Source organism: Natrononativus sp. DTA114 (genome assembly GCF_059736515.1).
This window is the reverse complement of sequence record NZ_JCASSN010000006.1, coordinates 1-20,138: the sequence shown is the minus strand read 5'-3', so window position 1 is coordinate 20,138 and position 20,138 is coordinate 1. Positions and strand designations below refer to the sequence as shown.

Genomic DNA, 20,138 nt, shown 5'->3' with positions numbered 1-20,138 from the left:
CGATGAGCCTCACTCGGGATAGAACACCGCACAACAAATCACTTCCAGGAAAGTCAGGAAGGTAAATAGCCTCAAGTGAGTAGCTACCGCCCAAATCACTCGAAGATAGTTTTGGTGCTATATAGAGAAGGGGGCGCCGTGGAGGACTTAGTGTCTCAATTCAACAAAATCATTAACAGAAAGCCCTTCGGCAAGTTCCGCTATATCCCCAGTAAGTTGGTAGAGGCCGGCCTCAACGCGATCCATTTGGTCCATCAACACACCCTCAGAAAGGTTTCGAGCCTCCCACTCAGTGTGTGAAACAGCGACTCGAAAACAGTCGATCTTAGGTGGAACAGCGGGAAGCCCTGATACGTTCGTTGGATATTCATCAAAGAATGGTGCATAGCGAAATGGAAGTCGCAAATGATGACTCTGTGTGGTCTTCCCAGAGTAAAAACATCGATTAGCATGTCCACTCAGCTTGTCCTCAAGACGCTCCTCATCAGTGGGGTAGTCAATACCATGATGGTCTGGGTCTATCCCATCGTGCGCTTGAAGAGCGAGTTGAATCGCCTGTCCTGCACCCATTGGGTCGGTTACGTGTGATAGCCAGCAAGCAATAGCGAGAGCATCGTCCGCATCCGATGCATACGCGAACGTAGCAAGGTCAGGTGAGCTAAATGGGATATAACGCAGTCGTACGGCGAACAAACACGGCTCAAAGAGATGGCCACCAGCTGCGTTTGCTTCAGCGGCTGCCTCATCGCTGACTGTCTTGGATATGAAGTCGCTCTCAATTCCCTGCACGTGTCGTTCTCGTCCAGAAACAGTGTATTCTACAGGAGCCACCTGAATATTGGCCTCACGTCCAGCACTGAATTGTGCTTTCAGGCCCTCCGTATCATCTGATCCGAATGTCCCACGTTCGAAGGAGACTTCTTCCCAATTATCCGCAAGTCTTAGTCGATAGTGTTCGTCTACCAGGCGACTCTCGAGGGGTGAGAATGAAGGTTCGGGTGGTGTTTTGTATTCATCCATATCATCGATCCCGCGCGAAGGTGACTTAAAGCAACCGCGCGAGAAAAGTATCGCGAGCGTCCACTACTATCTCGAGAGCTAGTTCGTCAAATCCAGTTGAGTAATTCTATGGAGATCCTCAGTATGTGATAAGTGCTGACTGCTGGATACAGAGAATTGGTGCAGCACGACGACTCCGTTTGTTTCACGCAAAAATATCTGAACTATCCGCTCATTGCACGTGCGGACTGACCGCTAGGATTCCTACCAGCTATTGATGGGGTTCGTAGCTTCGTGCAAGGTACAGGGCGCATATTCAGCAACGAAGCGATTACAGGTCCCGGTTACTCGCCATGATCGTCATCGATCTGTTCGAGTAACGGACGCCCCTCGTCGAATCTCAGTCCTCGCCGTATCTCGTCTTCGAACCTGTCGAACTCGACAAGCCCCATATCCGCTAATTCGGGGAGTAGAACGTGATGGAGTTCGTAACAGATCGTGAGGTACTCCCCGGCGTCAAGAGCCTCTCCCTTACAAAGTATCGGATCTGCAGAGATCGCACTCTCCTCCAGTAGCGCACGTAATACTCGCCACTGTTGCGCCGAGAGCACACGTTCGATGCAATCATCTTTACAGCGTTTCTCTCTCACGGACCTATCATCTGCTACCGATCCGATCACCCTCGTAGACGGTCACTCCGCACGGTCGTTCTTTTCGACTTCCGTGACGATCACGTCCCAGTCAGGATGTTCGACCCCATTCCGACATTCAAATCCACCTTCCACATCGATTCCACTCTCGTAGGCCCTGCGAAGGAGGGCTTTCAGCTCCGCGTTCAATTCCTCCTTCGACGTAAGCAAACTCTCCTCAGCAGTCATCTTCCCGCTCCCCTTTCGTGTTTCTCCGCTGTGAGTTCGTGTTCTGGTGTGATGGTGATCACACCGTAGCTGTGTACAGTTATCGCGTGTCTCTCGTGTGTGAATGTAACGTGTATATCACCGCTCGTCCCGTTTCGAACGCGGACGAGCGCATCTAATTCGTCGGGGTCAACAGTGGAATAGAGCGGTTCCAGTTCTACCGGATCAGTCCCCATTACATCCGCCAGCGTTGCGATAGCAGCCATGCTCGCGGGTGTCTTCTCCTGATCAAATTGAGTGCGAATAGTCCCTGATTCCTGAGAGTACTCGATCGCCTCAACTTCAACCCCAGATACCGTTGTGTCCATCATGCCTGATTCTAACCGTCTGAGTCGGTTCAATAGGGATACTGATTATACAGAGGATTTAAAATAGGGTGTCTCTCCGAACGATCACAACGAACTGCTGAGCGTCGCTCCAATGAGGCGTCGATGCCCGCGTCGAAGGCGTGACGATAGTGACTGCTGGGTGATGCCGAGTTCGTCAGCGATCTCTTCGAGCGACGCCTCGCGCGGAGTGTTGAAATACCCTCGCTGGTATGCTAATACCAACGCCTCGCGCTGCGTCTCGGTTAACTCGTAGCCCTCTCCTTGAATCGGAAGCATTGCGTGGACGGCGGTGATCGCTATCGAAATGTCGTTGCCCTGGCAGTAATCTCGAAACTCGGCGATTGCCTCCTGACCCTCGCCGCGCACCTCGAATCGCCAATCGTCTTTCGTTCCGATTCCAGAGAGTACGACGACGTTGGCCTCGGCAAGCGCACTCAAGATACCAAAGTACTCTTGCTCCCACTCGGCACGCATGAGATACTCGTCTTCGACGCTATCGACCAGTCGAATGTTGCTCACGCCAGCGTGTTGTTCGAACGAGGTTTCGATGTCCTCCGTTTCTGCACCACGCACCCAGAAATACGGGATAATTAGCGTCTCGTGTGGGATAAGTCGCTCCAGTTCGACGGTCACACCCGGCAAATTCTCGAACACACTCCCCAGTGGAAACTCCGCTACCGGACTCGTAAACTCCATCACAGTCGCCATGCTGAAGGCTTCGTCTAGCAGACGAATAACCGGCATGCGTGGTGTATCATGGCATCGAGAAGAGACAGCACACAGTTGTTGGCCGGGATAGTGTGCTCTGTGAGTTGGGGAGTCCGTATGGCATCCGACCAGCCATGGTGCACCATGTCATCTCCTTTTGTACGCCCCTGCACAATCAGTTCTCACAAACGAGCATGAGTGTGATAACGGAGATTCGCATCCCATCCGACGACTTCGAACTCGGACAAATTCTCAGTCTAGAGCAAGCGTCGGCAATCGAACTCGAAACACTCGTCCCGAGCGGGGACGTCACCGTGCCGCTCTTCTGGGTCTACGACCCGGTCGAAAACGACTTTCTTGATACTGTCGAACGCTATCCAACTGTTAACAGCGTCACGGAGGTAGACGTGTTCGAAGACCGGACACTATTCAGGCTCGACTGGGATGCGAGCCAGGACCACCTTTTTCAGTGCATCCTGGAACATGAAGGGCAAATATTGGGCGCTACTGGAACATCTGAAGGGTGGAATTTCGAGATGCGATTCTCAGGCCGCGAGGCATTGAGTCAGTGTCAGAGCTGTTGTGAGAACGCGCACATCTCCCTGGAGCTAACCCGTATATACAATCCGACGGACCCCGAGGCTGTCCCGTGGTACGGCTTGAGTGAGCCACAACGAGAAGCGCTTATTCTTGCGATTCGAATGGGATACTACGACATTCCACGAGGCTGTACGACCGAGGAACTCGCTAACGAACTCGGGATTTCCGATCAGGCAGTGACGGAGCGACTGCGTCGTGCCATTGGTACGTTCGGGAGGCACGCACTTCTCACTCCCGAGTCAGGGTCGTAAGTGGACTGACTGATCCCATTATACACCATGGGATAGAGCCAGGCCGTTTGGCCTACGCTATGAGTGTATGGATGAGAGTCGAGAGCTGGGGACACGTGACATCCAGTCAATTGAGGAGGGGTCCGGTTCTTCGGGGCGTGAGAGGGCGATCACCCCCGATACGGTTCTGTCGGCAGTAGCGAACGAACACCGACGCGCCATCCTCAACGCGCTGGACAACGCATCCGAGAATACACTGGAATACGATGTGCTCGTAGATCGCGTTGCAGACCGGGTTCGAGACGAAGACGCGACACTGGTATCCGACGAACACCGACAACGCGTCCGAATCGCACTTCACCATACCCATCTTCCAAAACTGGACGAGGCTCGGATAATCGACTATGAGGCTGAAACGGGCCATATCCGGTTTGTTGGCGGTGAACTGGAACAGAAGATCCTGACGCTGGTCGAACCGTACGACGTCCACGAGTAAGAGGCGTAGTTGAGGATGGGTAGATCCAGTTTCAAATACACCTCACTCTCCCAACGTGGTGATGTTACTACCACATGAAGCGGAGTGGGTCCATTCAGCAAATCGCTGCGACTCAAGACGGGTGGAAATTGGGAGGTCGTGTTTCCTAATTTTGCAACAACACGCGAACCTTTGATGTTTTCTCGGACCAGCCCATCGGTTTCGGTGTTTTTTGGGTGGTATGCGGTCGAAATGATCCCAATATGCTACTAAATTATTCAAAGATCGGTCAAAATAGCTTGAAACAATCGAAGCCAAAACGCAGGACCCCATGCTCTGTATGCAATTTCTACTATAGGTCTGTCAGATCATGATCTGTCGCGTTACATGCATCACCTACACTGAGCGTTCGACCTTTCGCGCAGATCGCCTTCAGCCCGTGCCACATTCGCGCTCTATATTTAGCACAGTCACTGGAATCTATCTCCGTTGGAGGATTTCAATAAGTCCCACAACGGCTACATTACATTCTTCGGTTCTCTCGACTGACCCGACAGCGATAGTGAGTCTTTGATGACCATGTTTGGTGAGAATCCAGGGCGGAGAATGAACCCATCAAGAATCAATTTACCTTCCAGATAGACCGTATATTTCGAATATATAGATAAACTATTAACTCAGTGTGAATCTAGAATGTACGGGTATGGGGGGAGAGATGTTCAGTTACGACGAAGATGAGATTCCTAGAGAAATGGAACAACGGGTAGAGTACCATTTAATCCAGGCTCTTGAAGAGGCAACCAGCGACGAAGTTAAATATCATCTTCGTGAGGCGATTGGGATCTATCGAGTAAGACCCTAACGATAGTTCAAATCACTCATTATTGCTCCTGGGGACGCTGCCCGGATCCGATGTGACTTCCTGACCTCTCGGTCACCACCGCGTTGAATCGCTAAAGCTCTTCAACGGTGAACAGAGACCGCTCTGTTCAACGAGTTCGACTGAAGTGCCGGAGCTGGATGTGAAGATGGTTCGTTGGGTCGATGATCGAGTGGGTTGAAGGCAAATAGGGATCTTTCAGCCAGCCGTCGGCTCCATCACGCCAAGTTGCTCGAAGAAGTCGAGATTGTCCCAGTAGTTGATGTCCTCAATGGCCTTCCCGTCCTCAAACCGATTAATGGTTACTCCGGAACTCTCGACGGTGTTACCGGTCGCTTCGATCCCTTCAATCTCTCCTTCGTGCGTAGCGCGCATCGTAAAGTGAGTGATGACGGCGTCATCATCAACGAACATGTCGTGCATCTCGAATTTCGTATCAGGAAACGCCTCCTTGTATGACCGGATGTATTCTTTGTAATCGTCTACCCCTCGAGTCTCCTCTTCTCCAGGGACGCGCAAGAGGACATCCTCGGCCAGCACTTCGTCAAGTGCGTCAAGATCGTCGCCTTCAATGAGTTCCCAGATGCGCTGCGTTGTCTCTCTATTGGTTTTTTCGAGATCTGATGTCATGTTTCTCCTCTTCGTTTGCTGCTCCGGCCGACGCGTAAGACCGCTTGCGTTGCGATCTGGCGCGCTGTTCACCTACTACGGCAAATTGCTTAGTACGCAGAGGTAGGATTTTATAGCGGGTAGGGTGAATTTCCACTGGTGAATCTTGTTGTTCACCCTTACACACTACACTGACGACTACATCCTATGCAGGCTAGGCCAAATTTCACCCCATATTCGCGCTCTATATTCAACATTGTCTGAATGTCGCCCCAGACTAGGTTAGTAGTGCCGTGCTGCATACAGAAAACCATCATGACACATTATTAATATGAATCTCAGCGTTGATGGTCTGTTCGAGCTGATATGCTGGAGGATGACTGCGGGCTCTATAACTCGCCGGTTTCAATAAGAAAGAGTGGTTCGTATAGGGACCACGGTGACCGTGGGATGTCAAAGCCAACAGACGTCGATTCATACATAGCCAATGCGGATACAGAAGCCCGTCCAACACTGGAAGAACTCCGCGAGATAATCAAATCAACTGTTCCAGAAGCTGAGGAAGGAATCAGCTACAACGTGCCGTTCTATACGTTCCACGACACTCACGTTGGAATTAGTGCAGCCAAGAACCACGCGACTTTCGGAATCGGTGCCGACGCACTTCAGAGTGAAGATCGAAAAATGCTCGAAGCAAAGGGGTACAAAACCGGAAAAGAAACCATACAAATCAGATACGATCAAGCGGTACCGGCCACAGAGATAACGCAGCTTCTGGCAGAGAAAGTGAAAGAAGCCAAAAAATCGCAGTAACCGGGACAATGTTATTCAAACGAACGAGGCGAGGTCTTAAGTCGATAGATTCTTACTTTGAACAACATGGATCGTTTGACCCGCCAGGATGAACACGAGACATCATCGGAAACGCAAACGGCGGAGTCAGCTACCGAAAAAACCTGCGATGAGTGCGGTTCAACCAATCTCGTCCAAAGTGAGGGTGAACTCGTCTGTGAAGACTGTGGCTTAGTTGCCGAGGTCAACAACATTGATCGGGGACCTGAGTGGCGGGCCTTTAACCAATCCGAACGAGACAGTAAATCTCGAGTCGGGGCTCCAACAACCCAAACGATGCATGATAAGGGGCTCACGACAACGATCGACTGGAAGGACCGAGACGCGTACGGCCGCTCACTGTCCTCAGAAAAACGAAGCCAGATGAATCGCCTTCGGAAATGGCAAGAGCGGATCCGAACAAAGGACGCCGGAGAACGAAACCTCCAGTTTGCATTAAGCGAAATCGATCGGATGGCAAGTGCGCTTGGCGTTCCACGATCAGCTCGCGAGATTTCCTCTGTAATATATAGACGAGCACTCTCTGAGGACCTCATTCGCGGCCGGTCCATCGAAGGTGTCGCGACGGGTTGCCTGTATGCTGCTTGTCGGCAAGATGGGATACCACGCAGCTTAGAAGAGGTTAGTGAAGTCTCTCGAGTCGACCAGAAAGAGATCGGCCGTACGTATCGATATATTGCGCAGGAACTCGGCCTCGAGATGCAGCCTGTCGATCCGAAGGAGTACGTACCACGGTTTTGCTCTGAGCTAGAAGTTAGTGAGGAGGTCCAAGCGAAAGCTCGAGAGATAATCGATGTTACTGCTGAACAGGGCTTGCTGTCGGGGAAATCACCAACTGGATTCGCAGCCGCTGCGATCTACGCATCCTCACTGCTGTGCAATGAAAAGAAAACCCAAAGAGAAGTAGCAGACGTCGCTCAGGTTACCGAAGTCACAATCCGGAATAGATATCAAGAGCAGATCGAGGTAATGGGTATCCACTAACCCCGATTGAGTTGCAAAGTAATCAAGATGAACCTCACAGGTAGTTGAGTTCGTGAGATAGTAAATGGAATACGAGCCACATATCAAAATTAACTGAATTCTCTGTCACTCAGATCTGATGGTACCATCTCAGTATAGTATGGTACCTAAATTTCTGATTCAGCAATTGTATGCTGGACATTACAATTAGCGGATGTGTGGGCTTAAATAGTGTCATGCATAATCTCACAGGATTCCAGCGCGATCTGCTGTATGTGATCGCAGGATTCGATCAACCCTCTGGTCAAGAAGTAAAAGAAGAGGTTGAGCAGTATTATACAGTTGAGATCAACCACGGGCGATTGTATCCCAATCTCGACACACTAGTCAACAACGAGTTAGTCGAAAAAGGCCAACTTGATCGGCGAACAAATTACTATGCAATCACGGATTCAGGCGAAGGGTGGATTCAAGATCGCCGTGAATGGGAGTCCCAATACATCGACTTCTAACCCGTTCTGTTCGCCAATGGACACAAAACGATTCCGGCCGCTCAAATCAGAACCAGTGTCAAACTACCGACTGGACTCTTCACATGCTGCAATGATTACGTCTGGGTCGTCTACAAGACGGTTTTCCATGTAATTTCCTTTTCCTTTGCCAGCCCACTTGCGTTCTTGCTCGATAATCGAAAGGAATTCTAACTCTGATAGGATATCGCGCACTCGACGGAGTTTGAGATGTGACGAGTCATCTCGATCGCAAAGTCGCTTATACAGATCGTATACTTCCGTTGTTTGGACGGCGTCGTCAGTTCGGTCAGGTTGCTTCGCCAACAGGGCCATAGCCTCGAGCACCAACTTTGCATGACTTGGCGACTTCGAGATCAGCTCCGCTAATCGACTGGTCTCCTCACGCTCATGTGCCTGATTGACACAGGATTCAGTGACCTGCTCAAGGTTTTTCTCTTCTGCAATTTCACCAGCAAACCGGAGGATATCGATCGCTTTTCGAGCGTCACCGTGTTCTCGAGCAGCTAGTGCTGCGACTCGGGGAATGACGCTGTCTTCGATGACTCCATCGTGAAAGGCATCTGACCGCGAGTGAAGAATCTCTTGAATCTGTGTCGCATCATATGGGGGAAAGACGTACTCGCGCTCACAGAGACTGGACTTGATTCGCTCATCCAGAGACTCCTTGTATCGGATTTTGTTAGAGATGCCGATCGTCCCGATTGTGCTCGAAGAGAGTTTACCGGATTCAACGGCTCGAGAGAGCTGCATGAGGATATCATCAGACTCCATTTTGTCTACCTCGTCAAGGATGACTAGCGCAGCATCAAAGCGCTCATCGACGATCCGCCATAACCGACGATAGTACTCCGAGGTGCTCAGACCAGAGTGTGGAATCGAGATTCCAGTTTCCTCCTTGTGATTGAGTTGGTGGGCCAATGACTGAACAGCCTGAGTTTCTGTAGATTCCTGGAGGCAGTCGACGTACGCAACTCCAATCGTGATATCGTTATCTGCCGCTCGAGAGATTGCCTGGTTGGTGATAAACTTCGAACATAGCGATTTCCCAGTGCCAGTCTTTCCGTAGACGAGAACGTTGTTTGGTGTACTACCGGTGAGTGCCGGCTGTATCGCACCTGCAAGATTGGTGAGTTCCTGTTCACGTCCAATGATTCGATCACCATCAGGGAGGTGTGAAACCTGCAGTAGATCCTTGTTGCGGAAGATCTCGTTTTCTCGAGCAAAATAGTCGTTAGAGTCCCCCATCGTCTTTGACAGACAGTCACGGGAAGACAACTTAACTCTTTCCACCACAGTGCCGCTGTATGGATGGCAAAATGAGGATAGGGAGGGTCTGTGGAAACATCCAAGGTCCACAATTCCGCTGTATGAATCACAACGCACCCCTCAGTGCCGCTGTAATAGAGTCCATTTTTCTTCTAAGGCACCCCTCGGTGCCGCTGTAACAACAACCCAGCAAAAGTAGCATAGACCCCACGTTGCCGCTGTATACCAGCCGGTAGATAATGATCGGTCGGTGAAACACACCCGAGTTCCTCTGTATGGTTGGAAACTGACCGTAGGAGACGGTGAAAAGACAGATACAGACCCCTTGGTGCCGCTGTAACGGAAGACACACACCCCTCGATGCCGCTGTATAGGAGCGAACCAGTACGTAGGTGGAATCCGAGCGGAAGGGGATATCAGACTACACAAAACAGAAAGAGCGAGATTAGATGTGATTGCGGTGCGATCAATACCGATTGATCGCTAGTGCGGTCAATACACTTAGTGGGCTTTTCGTCCTAGCCATATTTAAAGTTACCCTTCTGGAGATTAATCTAAGGGATTAACTACCGACAGTATTCACCTGACCTATCCAGATCAGGGGAAACAGCCCCTTCTCTCTTGCTATACAGCGGCACCGAGGGGTGTGTCTGATCACTCCTTCACAACATTGGATCAACCCATGTTCAAAACAACCAGTTAGGTCCCTAATTGGCTGGATCAGGGTACAGTGCTTCGGTCGCTGCTGTATACGTCCGTCCAGAATTCTCCCCCTCGTACTCAACCAAGTCGTACTGGACCATCTTCCGTAAATGCCGTCTGAGTGTTTTTCTCGAAGGCGAATCAGAAACTCGGTTGCTGTACTCCGTCTCGATGGTACCCATCCGACAGGCTCCTTCCTCGACCAAGATTTCGTACAGCACACGTTGTGTTTTCGTTAGCTTGGAGAAGGTTTTACGGAGGATTTCTTGCTTTGCACCAGGAGCTGCTTCAATCACTGTCTCTGAATCTACTTTCGGTACTCCTCGTCGGTCTGCCTCTCGTAATGCCTGATACAGTGTTCCGATTGCGACGCGCGCATCCCCATCTGCGACGTCAGCGATTTCATACAGTCGTTCTTGGGAGACCACCCCAGGCCGCGCTCCAGCTTCGATGCGTCCCTCGAGTATTGCGACAATCTCATCAGCAGTATACCGTCGGAACTCGATATCGCTATAACTGACTAATCGCGAATGTACCCGTTGACTTAGATGTGGATAAAAATCTTCGCGACGATTCGAGATTAATAGCATCGTCACCGATGGGTGTTTGTGTAGCTCATAGAAGATTTTCTCATTATCTAGTTGATCAGCTTCGTCGAGAACAACAACGTAAGGCTTGTCCAGTTGATCTCGAAATAATTCTGTGAGCTCATCGCTGGGGGTATTTCGAGGCACAGTTGTTCCCAACCCCTCGAGTAGTCGATGGCAGACTGCGGTGTAGGTATGATTCGCCCAGCAGTCGACGATATTGGTGTAGACATCTGTGTGGGTATGCAATTGCTCAAGAAGAAATTCAGCTGTACAGGATTTCCCAGCTCCTGTTGGGCCGAAAACAAATGCCCCATCGACACTGTGGCCGTCTTGTACCGGTTCGAGAATCGACTCGAGATGGTCTATCTGACCCTCGCGATGTACAATCTCTTGTGGAGGCGTATCATCGCGAAAGATATCCGGATTGGTTATCATACCATTTTACTCGAGAGTCATCCTACATAGCCTCTCTGAACAGTAATTCAAGACCTGAGATACTGCTTCGAATAGGCTCGACTGTTTTCAATCCCGTCTAAGCGGTTACTGACCAGTATCAGAGTCCATCTTTGAGCTTATACAGATCGGCGTACCGGTCTTCCCACTCGCGGCGAGCCTCGAGTTCGCCACGACCACGACGAGTGAGGGTGTAGATATTTGTCCGGCGGTCCTTGGTCCCTTTTTCGACGAGCCCCTTATCAACGAGTGTATCCAGATTCGGATACAACCGACCATGATTGATTTTCGTCCCGTAGTACTCCTCGAGTTCGCTTTTGATCGCGAGGCCATGTGGTTCGTCGAATCCTGCGATCACGTACAGTAGATCGCGTTGGAAGCCAGTGAGGTCGTGCATTGTCTCCTTCATTCCTCCCAGAGTTCATCAGCGGTCGAGGCGGATACCCCGACCCTTGAGGTCGGGGAGGAAGCCGACACTTGGGGAGACAACCGCGTACTACAGCACGGCTAACTCCCCACGCTGCCAAACACCAATAATTAAATCAAACACCAATCATTAAATAGTTCTATCTTGTCTAATGAAGTATGGCGGCGGTGGTCAGGAACATTCAGGTCAAACTCAACATCCCTGAGTCACGACACTCGGCTGTTGACCAGACTTTCGAGGAGTTCCGACAAGCCGCCCAACACGTCTCGGACTATGGGTGGAGCGACGACCCAGACCACCTCGTCAAAGCCAAGAACAAACTCCACGACGCTACGTACACCGAAGTCCGCGGGAAAACCACTCTCCAAGCAAGCCTCGTCCAATCCGCGAGAAACCTCGCCGCTGACGCTCTCGGGAACTGCCACGACTTGCTCGAAGACGACAAGAACACGAGCAAGCCAGAGTTCCGAGGAAGCGTTATCGTGTACAACGGACGCACCATCACGTACAACGACGACCACGTGACACTCGCTACCGTTGACGACCGCGTGACAGCCGAATACGTCCTGCCACACGACGACGAAGGCACACCGTTCGAGGAGTACTGGAACGAGGATGACTGGGAGAAGCGAGAAGCAACGCTCCACAAGCGCGATGGTGAGTACTACCTCCACGTCGCAGTCGAGAAAGACGTTGACCCTGTTTCTACAGATGATTCGACCGAGAACGGAGTGGTTCTCGGCGTTGATTTGAACGTGGACGGTTACCTCGCCGTCACCAGCACGGGAGCGTTCCTCGGCAACGCGGACGAACTCAACCATGCACGCGACGAGTACGAACGCCGTCGCGGGAGTTTGCAACAGACAGGGACTCGCTCGGCACACCTCACCATCCAGTCAATCGGTGACCGGTTTGCCGAGTGGAGCCGCCACCGCCTGCACGACGTGTCGAACGCCATCGTCTGCGAAGCCGTGGAGAACGACTGTACGCATATCGCGTTCGAGCGGTTGACGTGGATTTGGACGCGCATCTCGAACGCCTCGAAATTCCAGCAATGGGCGTTCCGCGAGATTCAGCGACAGGTTGAGTACAAGGCTGAAGAACACGGCATCGAAGTCGAAACCGTTGCGCCCCAATACACGTCACAGCGATGCAGTCACGGTGAGTGTGGATTCACTCACGAGGATAACCGTGATGGCGACGAGTTTGAGTGTCTGAAATGTGGAATGGAACTGCACGCAGATTACAACGCTGCGCGGAACGTTGCGTGGCGTCTTGTCCAGAACTGGCTCAAGTCTGGGTCTGGACGGGCCACCAGTCAACTGGCCCTGAAGTCAGGAACCGTGAACGCGAACGGCGATTTCAACGCCTCCGCCTAAGTGCGGCAGAGTGGGAGTTCACTGACAAGCCCCGACCCTTGAGGTCGGGGTTGTTGACAAAATGGAATGGTAATATCAACATTCCGTATCGATTTCAATCGTCAAATCAGCTACGTCACAGTGTATTCTGTGGTTTCAGCATGGGTATCATCACCGTCAAGTGTTATTTCTACAGTGTAGGTCCCCTCAGATGGATTCTCTGGGCCGTCGATCTCAACAGTCAGCTCGCCTTCAGCCGAGGTATTGAAGGCCCCGGAGAGATCGAATGTCGCCTCGTTTCCATCGTATTCTCCGGAGTTGACGGATATTTCGTCGGTAGTACGATCGCCATCGCGGTCCATCTCGACTGTCACATCATCATTATCAAGGCCATCGAGATTCACCTCCTCGGGATATTCGACGGTAACTGTATCAATTTCCCCGTCGAAGTCATCCGATGAATCTGTGAGCGTCCACGTGTGCTCAGACTCCGTTTCAGCAGTCGCTGGCTCAGCATCAAGCGTCACCGGCTCTGTGGGGAAGAAATTGATCGCTGTGGTGTAGGTATCGTCGCCGTCGAGCGTGATTGACGGGGCGTATTCTCCTTCAGGTGGGTTTTCAATGTCGTCGATCTCGACAATCACCTCACCTTCTACGTGCGTGTTGAACCGGCCATCGAGAACAAACGTCGCCTCATTTCCATCGTATGTATCGGAATTGACCCCGATCTCTTCTACGGTGCCGTCATCAGTGCGATCGAGATAGATTGCGACGTCATCGTTGTCGAGGCCGTCGAAACTTGTCCCCTCGGGATATTCGACGGTGATCGTCGCTACTTCACCGTCGAAGTCGCTTGCTGCGTTCGTGAGGGTCCAGGTGTGTTCGGACTCCGTTTCTGGTGTGTCCGGATGAGTTTCGAGTGTTTCATCGTGGGTTGTTCCGCTGCACTCATCTGGAGAGACAGTCCCGACCTGTTTCACCGACGTTTGTGGATCAGCGGGGGTTTCGTCATCCGTTCGTAGAGTGGTCGGATCAGTGGTTGCATCGTCTTGTGCGTAGACCGTAAACTCGTCACCATCACTTATGTACGCGGTCGTTCCATGAGTACCAGTCCAATATGCGCACGTTCCATGGGCTGAGAGCCGGTCAAGCGCCTCTTCATCTGGATGCCCGAACTGGGAATCGTACCCGCTCGAGATCACAGTCGCTTGCGGATTGGCTGCCTCGAGGAAGACGTCGTGCGAGCTCGTTGAACTCCCATGGTGTCCAGCATGGTAGATCGTCGCCTCGAGTTCTTCCCCGTACGTATCTGCCATTCGTTCCTCGGCGGCTTGCTCTGCATCACCCGTGAATAGGAACGACGTGTCTCCGTGCTCGAGGAGAACCGTGACGCTGTTGTAGTGAAGATCGTCACCAGAGTCTCCCGCTGACGGGTTGTAAACATCTGCTCGCAGTCCGTCGAACGGGATCTCGTCGCCCTCTTGAACCTCGTACAGCGTTACGTCGTGGTCTTCAATCGCATCGAGGTAGTCGTCGTAGGTCCCGCTGGTGGTCGCGACACCGCTGTCGTATGCTGCTCCGATCCCATTTCGATTCTCTTCAAAGTGCTCGATGATATCTGCGTGTCCACCGATATGATCGGCGTGGGCGTGTGTCGCGACAAGATGATCGATACGGTCAACGTTGCGGTCCTCAAGGAAATCGATGACCGTCCCGCCGTTGTCATTCCAGTGGCCCGAATCAATGACCATTACTTCACCGTCAGGACTGAATATGACCGCTGCATCCGCTTGTCCAACGTTGAGGATGTGGACCTCGAATTCCCCAGACTGGTGCGTCTCTGTACTTTGAGTCTGGCTGGTCGAGGGGTTTGTCAGCTCGGCTTCCACTGGTATCGTGGCATCATAGGCCGAGTAGTCACCTTCAGTGGGTGTTTCTGGACCTATATCGAACGAATCTGCTGTGACCAACCCAAGCCCGCCGCTTACGACTACGACGAACAGTATTGCTAATAGCCAATAATTTCTACCCATGATGGTTCACGTTTCTGGTTATGAATAATAAAACCTGATAAACCGGAAGGGGTAAGTTCTGCACAACGACAAAGAAGTGCTGAGTCTGCTCTCACTCGGGGCTATTCACCGCCCTCTCCTAGTATCGATAGTGAAAGACAACCCCTGATGTCAATTTCTGGTTATGAATAATACTTTTATGGCTCTTTGTGGACGAGTGATTATGGAAGAAGAAACCCACCCCGATGAAGACGAAGCGGCGCTAGATTCTGAGCCTAAAGGGGCTACACAGGGGGACGTCGAGGAGGCGGTTAAAGCAGCCGAAACCAATTGATTGGGCCCCCAGGCGAAGTTATCCATCGTCGGTTCGAACTCGCTGGCACTTTTGATGACTTTAATCAGATAGATGTGCCGGTTGATGGGGGATGGTGACGACTGTGACCCGGACGATACAGACGACAACCTCTCACGCGAGTTCGAGGGAGCAACACAGGCAGCGGTGGATGCGGCCCTCGAGGAGATTGATGAGGAATAGCATAAGGAACGACTCCTCGGGTTCCGAGCTCGCTTCTTAGATAGGGTGGTCTTTGTCGTGATCCGGTAGAGTGGTTCGAAGTTTTCGAATCCGACTAATCCACGCAGCGCGAGTTTAAGCAGTACGTGGATAATTGTCGGATGGGTGCCCGAGCTCGTAGTCTAAAAACCCACCAGGATAGACTACATTCTTCGAGAAGCTCGAAGACTGGTTGCTGTCTACATTCACATTTGCGAGGCTACTTCTCAAACAACAGATGGCGATTCGATCCTGTGGAGTAGAGATTTCTGAACTCAGGTCTGAGCCCGAATACTTACAATGGCTACTGTAGTACTACAGTTAGATGCCTGCAATCTCGATCACTTGCCACAACTGCGGTCATTCGTGGCAATACACCGGCTCCAAGCCCAGGGGTGCGTATACGAACTGCTCGAATCCGGATTGTCGATACAAAACCAAAATTCCAGAAGAAGAGTGACAACCCTAAGAGTTTACTATATGACCGAAAAGTTATGAGCGACACGCAACGTTCACGAGCTCAATACACACCGGCTATGGCTGCAACGAATTCTGAAAAAGTATCATACTGTTGGAGAATACTGACGTAGGAGCTCCTGTCGAACCAGCCGGTGATTAGGGACTGAGACGACTGAATTGATCTGATAGTAGTGCTCGAACTGTTCAAGTCAGCCTCCGACTCTCACCCTACTTCCCACTCACAAATGTGGAAGCGGCCAACTTGCATCGTCAGCGTGTGAGACCACTTCTCGATTAGGTTTCTTTTGACGTAACCAAACCGATCGCTTAAGTCTAATCGAAAGGCGGCAGCTATATCTCCGTCGCTATCGACGAAAAAAATTTCGTGTCATCGAGATCGTGATTCTTGGTTAAGTTCAGCGGTTGGATCGGTACCTCGCCGTCCGGACACTACGACATCAAGAATTAGCCGTGAGTCGATGAATGTTGCAGCCCATTCCCAATGCCACACCCTGTTAATCTTAACAGCGAGTTTATCAACCAACCCGCGAGGCCTTCTCGCTCGGCACGTTTGGTACACTGTCAGCCAGCCGATGTGCCCAGTACCAGATCACTTGATGAGAGCGTTCAACGCCGGCTAAGCGAAGAATCGCTCGTATCTCTCGAAGCGAACAACTGGTCGCGTGGAGGCGGACGCCTAATACCCTGTCGGGCGTTGCCGTCCGCTCACGTTCACAAGATTCCTCTAAATCCGCCGTGTAGGGCTCGGTGAGCAGATATGAGAGCTGCACGTCCAAACCAACTCCACGACCTACTCGTTCCTCGAACCGCGCTAACTATAGTAGCCACTGAAAGTCAATGCGCACCCGATTGCACGACAGCTCTGCGATCGGTGTGCAAATCGTTTCAGTTGTTACTATAGACGGTGCCTCAGAAGGTCATCTCCCATCTCTCCTATACAAATAATCGTCCAAGCGGCCTACAGGCACCGCTCTCGAGTCGTATACGAACGGTGGCGGCAGACGGTCGGTGGGAGAGGTGATCAGCGTGCCTGAAGCGGGTGCAGCCTCCAAGACACGGGGTGCGATCACCTTGTCACGGGTGCCTCTGGCAACGAGGGCGTTTTCCAGGTTCATCATGGAGGATTATGACTACCAAGTATCGAGGGTATATTTGCCGCTCACTTGTTCAGGTCTTCGCTCGCGAACCGAGCGCGGGTATCCTCATTCCCCATCGCCTAACCCATCCACCATAATACGGAAGTCTGGATCTCCGCAGGTGCACGTCGGTGCCCCGATCGGCTCTATCCCATCGTCGTCTCTGACTCGAGCAACCCCGATCCACCCACAGTTCTCGCAGCGAATTGCTGCTCTTGGTTTATCGCCGGCGTCGGTCATCGGAATCGGCTCACCAAACGGAATACACCCTACCGCTTACGCTCTCAAAAAAGGCTCTCACTGGGGTGTTGAATGATCAACACTCATCACTCAGATTGGTCCCGACAGAAATCCGATGTCTGAGGCGTTCGAGATGCCAACAGCCAGAAAGATGTCTACTAATCTATCGAGGGTGGGATCACTACTTCGGCCTCGAGTACGACGACACCACCTCTTACACGACCTAGTCGAGGTCGCCCGTTGGACCAATGAAGATGACGGATGCGATCTCTATGCACTGATCGGCCATACGCTAGAATAGTTGAGACTGGTCATCTCAATCTATGCGCTTCTATCCTCCGGCATATCGTCCAAATCTCTGCATTACAAGCCCGCTAAATTCGCTATAGCTCCAACTTCCAGTACAATAGAACGAACACTTTCGTTTAGACAATATGGACATTCCGGTCAGTTAACTTTGAAAATGATCTCTTCTCAGATCCGGACGGACCGAAAATCAAACGCTGCTCTCCACGCTTACCGTCCGTGGTCAGCTGGAGTGCAATACCATCCCGACCAATCTTCTGAGTGGTGAATTCTATCATTTGCTGTGATATTTTTCTTAAGAAACTATTATATTGGCAATACCCAATGGTTATTATGAATGTCTGGAAATAGAAACGACAGTGACGAAACAGAGGAACAGAACGCTAATTGGGACCCCAAGAAGTTCGGACGGCGTGATTATTTGAAGGCCAGTGGAGCCAGTATTGGTGCATCAATGCTGGGCCTCGCACACGGGTCGAGATCGGCCAGCGCATCTACGACTAGCGAGTCCGGCGACGACATCAACTTAGCTCCGGAAGTCCCTCAGAAGGCGATGGATATGTGGGACCGTCAACCCGACGACGCTCGAAACGAATGGTCTAGCGAGGACGTCACGGACTATGCGGGTCGAAATGGCGATCTCGCGAACGCGGTCAACGCGACCGCGAGCGATGCAATCGCCGACCTCGGGACCGGGAACACCTACGAGATATCGTCTTCGATCGACTCGGACAGTATCGTCGGGCTCGCAGGCGAGGACTGCACGATCGTCGTCAACATGGAGGGAATCGTCCTCCCAATGGGCGGCTCCGGAAACGACGTCGTCGCCTTACAGGGTGTCACGTTCGACCTCTCGGAGACAGTCGACGCGTCAATTCTGACGACCTACGGGGCCGTTCAAGACCACCTGTTCGTCAAGGACGTCACAATTGAGGGCAAGCGGGGCCGGCAGGTAAACGACGGCGGGCAGTCACACACGTTTTTGGTCCAAGCCGGGCCGGACGGCGAAGCCTTTGTCGAGAACTTCACCGCCACCGACGGCTCCACGGAAGTGTCGGGCGAGGGCCGGAGTTACGCCATCGGGGCTGGGGCCGATCCGGGTCACAAAGGGTACGCCGTCTGGAAAGATTGCGACGTCCGGCAGTTCATGGGCAACGGGTACTATATGCAAAACGCTCCGGGGACAAACGTTCTGTGGAACTGTAAGGCAGTCAACAACGCCCTCACGAACATGCGCCTTGGAGCCGACGATGTCGTCGTCGGTGGGCGAGCCGAGGTCAATTCCGACTATCCCTATACCGAGCAGGTCGGGACACTGCTCGGCGGGAACGGCGACCAGTGGGACGACGTCGTCGGGTTGAGGTTAGTCGCCGAGGGTGACATGTGGGGCTCCGCCGGCGTCCGGACCTGGACCGGGGACACCGCAGGCGGTGAGGGTGGCCCGATCCGTAACTCGACGTATCACATCCGGTCGGGAGGCGAACCCGCGTTCCGAATCCACTCGGAACGGAACCCGAACCTAGAGCTCGAGGACGTGATGATCCTCGATGAGTCGGGGTCGAATAATACGTTCGACGTTGCCTACTGGGTCGAGACCCAAGGGTCGGACGCGCCCGGGACGGTGACACTCAACGACGGGGTGCAAATTGACGCAAACACAGGATCGACGTTCCAAATCGGGAGTAACGGGACCCTCACCGCGCCCGACGGGACAGACTACACGGATACCGATCTCGACGCCGCCGATATCGGCGTCAACGCCACGCTCACGGAGAGTGACTTCCCGAATTACTACTTCGACTACGACAACGGCGATGACGGCGATAACGGCGGTGGCGGCGACCCCGACGAGTGGCTAGACCTCGGTTCAGACAATGATCAGAGCAGCGTGAACAATGAGAGTGGGGTTCTGTTCTGGTTGAAAGAGGATGTTGGCAGTATCGAGGCACGAATCTCCCAGAACACGGAGGGGCACCGAACCGCGTATCTTCGAGATAGTGACGCGAACGTCGTCACCCAAACGGACATCTCCGGCCTAAGTGCCGGCGATACCTTCGTGTTATCGTCTTCTGGCGGTATTGAAGGCTCGAACACGTATTCGATTACGATCGATGCCGACGGTGAGTACTGGGACCGAGGCGAGGATGGTAGTCCGCAGTACAGCTATGAAGATAGTTCCTTCGAGGTAACCTACGGTGTCTACACCTCCGGGCAGTCGACGACCGAAAACGTTCGCTACGCTGTAAGTGAAATCGCTGCTCGAGACGAGGTTGTAGACCCTGGCTGGTTGGACCTCGGGTCAGATGACGATCAGAGCAACCCAAACAATGAGAGCGGGGTTCTCTTCTGGTTAAAAGAGGATGTTGGCAGTATCGAGGCGCGAATCTCCCAGAACACCGAAGGGCACCGAACCGCGTATCTTCGAGATAGCGGCGCAAACGTCGTCACCCAGACGGATATCTCTAACCTGAACGCCGGAGATACCTTCGTATTATCGCCTTCTGGCGGTATTGAAGGCTC

General features: G+C 52.3%; 18 protein-coding genes and 1 pseudogene. 8 read left to right on the top strand and 11 right to left on the bottom strand.

The features are described 5' to 3' along the window. Nucleotides 1–147: 147 nt before the first annotated feature. The 5 genes from AC6I6S_RS18950 to AC6I6S_RS18930 all read right to left on the bottom strand — a co-directional run bounded on the left by AC6I6S_RS18950 (nt 148) and on the right by AC6I6S_RS18930 (nt 2,953). Complete coding sequence (locus tag AC6I6S_RS18950) at nt 148–1,020, bottom strand: hypothetical protein (protein ID WP_497952378.1); 873 nt, start codon at nt 1,018–1,020, stop codon at nt 148–150. 323 nt (nt 1,021–1,343) lie between these two features. Continuing rightward, a complete protein-coding gene (locus tag AC6I6S_RS18945) occupies nt 1,344–1,649 on the bottom strand; it encodes a hypothetical protein (protein WP_497952377.1) in 306 nt (101 codons plus the stop codon). A 42-nt stretch (nt 1,650–1,691) separates the two neighbouring features. Next, nucleotides 1,692–1,877: a hypothetical protein gene (locus AC6I6S_RS18940; protein ID WP_497952376.1), complete on the bottom strand. Its 186-nt coding sequence runs from the start codon at nt 1,875–1,877 to the stop codon at nt 1,692–1,694. Continuing rightward, on the bottom strand, nt 1,874–2,227 hold the full coding sequence (locus AC6I6S_RS18935) for a HalOD1 output domain-containing protein (protein ID WP_497952375.1): 354 nt from the start codon (nt 2,225–2,227) through the stop codon (nt 1,874–1,876). The genes AC6I6S_RS18940 and AC6I6S_RS18935 overlap by 4 nt, the downstream gene beginning before the upstream one ends. Nucleotides 2,228–2,308: 81 nt before the next feature. After that, on the bottom strand, nt 2,309–2,953 hold the full coding sequence (locus tag AC6I6S_RS18930; protein ID WP_497952373.1) for a helix-turn-helix domain-containing protein: 645 nt from the start codon (nt 2,951–2,953) through the stop codon (nt 2,309–2,311). Between the two features lie 194 nt (nt 2,954–3,147). On the opposite strand from AC6I6S_RS18930, the gene AC6I6S_RS18925 reads away from it, so the two are divergent. The 3 genes from AC6I6S_RS18925 (at nt 3,148) to AC6I6S_RS18915 (ending at nt 5,120) form a co-directional block, all read left to right on the top strand. Next, on the top strand, nt 3,148–3,804 hold the full coding sequence (locus AC6I6S_RS18925) for a helix-turn-helix domain-containing protein (RefSeq protein ID WP_497952372.1): 657 nt from the start codon (nt 3,148–3,150) through the stop codon (nt 3,802–3,804). Between the two features lie 67 nt (nt 3,805–3,871). Then, nucleotides 3,872–4,279 (top strand): DUF7344 domain-containing protein, encoded by a 408-nt coding sequence (locus tag AC6I6S_RS18920; RefSeq protein WP_497952371.1) that lies wholly within the window; start codon nt 3,872–3,874, stop codon nt 4,277–4,279. Nucleotides 4,280–4,961: 682 nt separating this feature from the next. After that, on the top strand, nt 4,962–5,120 hold the full coding sequence (locus tag AC6I6S_RS18915; RefSeq protein ID WP_497952369.1) for a hypothetical protein: 159 nt from the start codon (nt 4,962–4,964) through the stop codon (nt 5,118–5,120). A gap of 216 nt (nt 5,121–5,336) precedes the next feature. Here the strand turns inward: AC6I6S_RS18915 and AC6I6S_RS18910 are convergent, their stop codons facing one another. Then, nucleotides 5,337–5,768: an ester cyclase gene (locus AC6I6S_RS18910; protein ID WP_497952367.1), complete on the bottom strand. Its 432-nt coding sequence runs from the start codon at nt 5,766–5,768 to the stop codon at nt 5,337–5,339. A 345-nt stretch (nt 5,769–6,113) separates the two neighbouring features. Here AC6I6S_RS18910 and AC6I6S_RS18905 point away from each other — a divergent pair, with 345 nt between their 5' ends. The 3 genes from AC6I6S_RS18905 (at nt 6,114) to AC6I6S_RS18895 (ending at nt 8,074) form a co-directional block, all read left to right on the top strand. After that, nucleotides 6,114–6,560, top strand: a complete 447-nt coding sequence (locus tag AC6I6S_RS18905; protein WP_497952366.1) for an iron chaperone — start codon at nt 6,114–6,116, stop codon at nt 6,558–6,560. 66 nt (nt 6,561–6,626) lie between these two features. Further along, nucleotides 6,627–7,583 carry a transcription initiation factor IIB gene (locus tag AC6I6S_RS18900; protein ID WP_497952365.1) on the top strand — a complete coding sequence of 319 codons (957 nt, stop codon included), beginning with the start codon at nt 6,627–6,629 and terminating at the stop codon, nt 7,581–7,583. Between the two features lie 215 nt (nt 7,584–7,798). After that, entirely contained in the window at nt 7,799–8,074 is a 276-nt protein-coding gene (locus AC6I6S_RS18895) for a PadR family transcriptional regulator (protein WP_497952574.1), read from the top strand. Between the two features lie 63 nt (nt 8,075–8,137). Here AC6I6S_RS18895 and AC6I6S_RS18890 read toward each other — a convergent pair whose 3' ends face one another. The 3 genes from AC6I6S_RS18890 to AC6I6S_RS18880 all read right to left on the bottom strand — a co-directional run bounded on the left by AC6I6S_RS18890 (nt 8,138) and on the right by AC6I6S_RS18880 (nt 11,503). Then, entirely contained in the window at nt 8,138–9,340 is a 1,203-nt protein-coding gene (locus tag AC6I6S_RS18890) for an orc1/cdc6 family replication initiation protein (RefSeq protein ID WP_497952364.1), read from the bottom strand. Between the two features lie 728 nt (nt 9,341–10,068). After that, complete coding sequence (locus AC6I6S_RS18885) at nt 10,069–11,088, bottom strand: Cdc6/Cdc18 family protein (protein WP_497952362.1); 1,020 nt, start codon at nt 11,086–11,088, stop codon at nt 10,069–10,071. A 118-nt stretch (nt 11,089–11,206) separates the two neighbouring features. Then, nucleotides 11,207–11,503, bottom strand: a complete 297-nt coding sequence (locus tag AC6I6S_RS18880) for a PadR family transcriptional regulator (RefSeq protein ID WP_497952361.1) — start codon at nt 11,501–11,503, stop codon at nt 11,207–11,209. Between the two features lie 188 nt (nt 11,504–11,691). Between AC6I6S_RS18880 and AC6I6S_RS18875 the strand changes: the two genes are divergently transcribed. Then, complete coding sequence (locus AC6I6S_RS18875; protein WP_497952360.1) at nt 11,692–12,912, top strand: RNA-guided endonuclease InsQ/TnpB family protein; 1,221 nt, start codon at nt 11,692–11,694, stop codon at nt 12,910–12,912. Between the two features lie 110 nt (nt 12,913–13,022). Here AC6I6S_RS18875 and AC6I6S_RS18870 read toward each other — a convergent pair whose 3' ends face one another. Together AC6I6S_RS18870 and AC6I6S_RS18865 are read right to left on the bottom strand one after the other, a co-directional pair. After that, the gene (locus AC6I6S_RS18870; RefSeq protein WP_497952358.1) at nt 13,023–14,924 is read right to left on the bottom strand and encodes a ComEC/Rec2 family competence protein; all 1,902 of its coding nucleotides are present in this window, start codon (nt 14,922–14,924) and stop codon (nt 13,023–13,025) included. 1,203 nt (nt 14,925–16,127) lie between these two features. Beyond that, a pseudogene (locus AC6I6S_RS18865) lies at nt 16,128–16,706 on the bottom strand (transposase domain-containing protein); the annotation flags it as partial. 1,249 nt (nt 16,707–17,955) lie between these two features. Here AC6I6S_RS18865 and AC6I6S_RS18860 point away from each other — a divergent pair. Next, nucleotides 17,956–20,138: hypothetical protein (locus AC6I6S_RS18860; RefSeq protein ID WP_497952357.1), on the top strand; the 2,183-nt coding region annotated here is incomplete at its 3' end.

Excerpts from the sequence above, each read along its gene's own strand:
- AC6I6S_RS18950 (WP_497952378.1), bottom strand. The coding sequence starts at position 1,020 with ATGGATGAATACAAAACACCACCCGAACCTTCATTCTCACCCCTCGAG.
- AC6I6S_RS18940 (WP_497952376.1), bottom strand. The coding sequence starts at position 1,877 with ATGACTGCTGAGGAGAGTTTGCTTACGTCGAAGGAGGAATTGAACGCG.
- AC6I6S_RS18935 (WP_497952375.1), bottom strand. The coding sequence starts at position 2,227 with ATGATGGACACAACGGTATCTGGGGTTGAAGTTGAGGCGATCGAGTAC.
- AC6I6S_RS18930 (WP_497952373.1), bottom strand. The coding sequence starts at position 2,953 with ATGGCGACTGTGATGGAGTTTACGAGTCCGGTAGCGGAGTTTCCACTG.
- AC6I6S_RS18925 (WP_497952372.1), top strand. The coding sequence starts at position 3,148 with ATGAGTGTGATAACGGAGATTCGCATCCCATCCGACGACTTCGAACTC.
- AC6I6S_RS18920 (WP_497952371.1), top strand. The coding sequence starts at position 3,872 with ATGGATGAGAGTCGAGAGCTGGGGACACGTGACATCCAGTCAATTGAG.
- AC6I6S_RS18915 (WP_497952369.1), top strand. The coding sequence starts at position 4,962 with ATGGGGGGAGAGATGTTCAGTTACGACGAAGATGAGATTCCTAGAGAA.
- AC6I6S_RS18910 (WP_497952367.1), bottom strand. The coding sequence starts at position 5,768 with ATGACATCAGATCTCGAAAAAACCAATAGAGAGACAACGCAGCGCATC.
- AC6I6S_RS18905 (WP_497952366.1), top strand. The coding sequence starts at position 6,114 with ATGCTGGAGGATGACTGCGGGCTCTATAACTCGCCGGTTTCAATAAGA.
- AC6I6S_RS18900 (WP_497952365.1), top strand. The coding sequence starts at position 6,627 with ATGGATCGTTTGACCCGCCAGGATGAACACGAGACATCATCGGAAACG.
- AC6I6S_RS18895 (WP_497952574.1), top strand. The coding sequence starts at position 7,799 with ATGCATAATCTCACAGGATTCCAGCGCGATCTGCTGTATGTGATCGCA.
- AC6I6S_RS18890 (WP_497952364.1), bottom strand. The coding sequence starts at position 9,340 with ATGGGGGACTCTAACGACTATTTTGCTCGAGAAAACGAGATCTTCCGC.
- AC6I6S_RS18885 (WP_497952362.1), bottom strand. The coding sequence starts at position 11,088 with ATGATAACCAATCCGGATATCTTTCGCGATGATACGCCTCCACAAGAG.
- AC6I6S_RS18880 (WP_497952361.1), bottom strand. The coding sequence starts at position 11,503 with ATGCACGACCTCACTGGCTTCCAACGCGATCTACTGTACGTGATCGCA.
- AC6I6S_RS18875 (WP_497952360.1), top strand. The coding sequence starts at position 11,692 with ATGGCGGCGGTGGTCAGGAACATTCAGGTCAAACTCAACATCCCTGAG.
- AC6I6S_RS18870 (WP_497952358.1), bottom strand. The coding sequence starts at position 14,924 with ATGGGTAGAAATTATTGGCTATTAGCAATACTGTTCGTCGTAGTCGTA.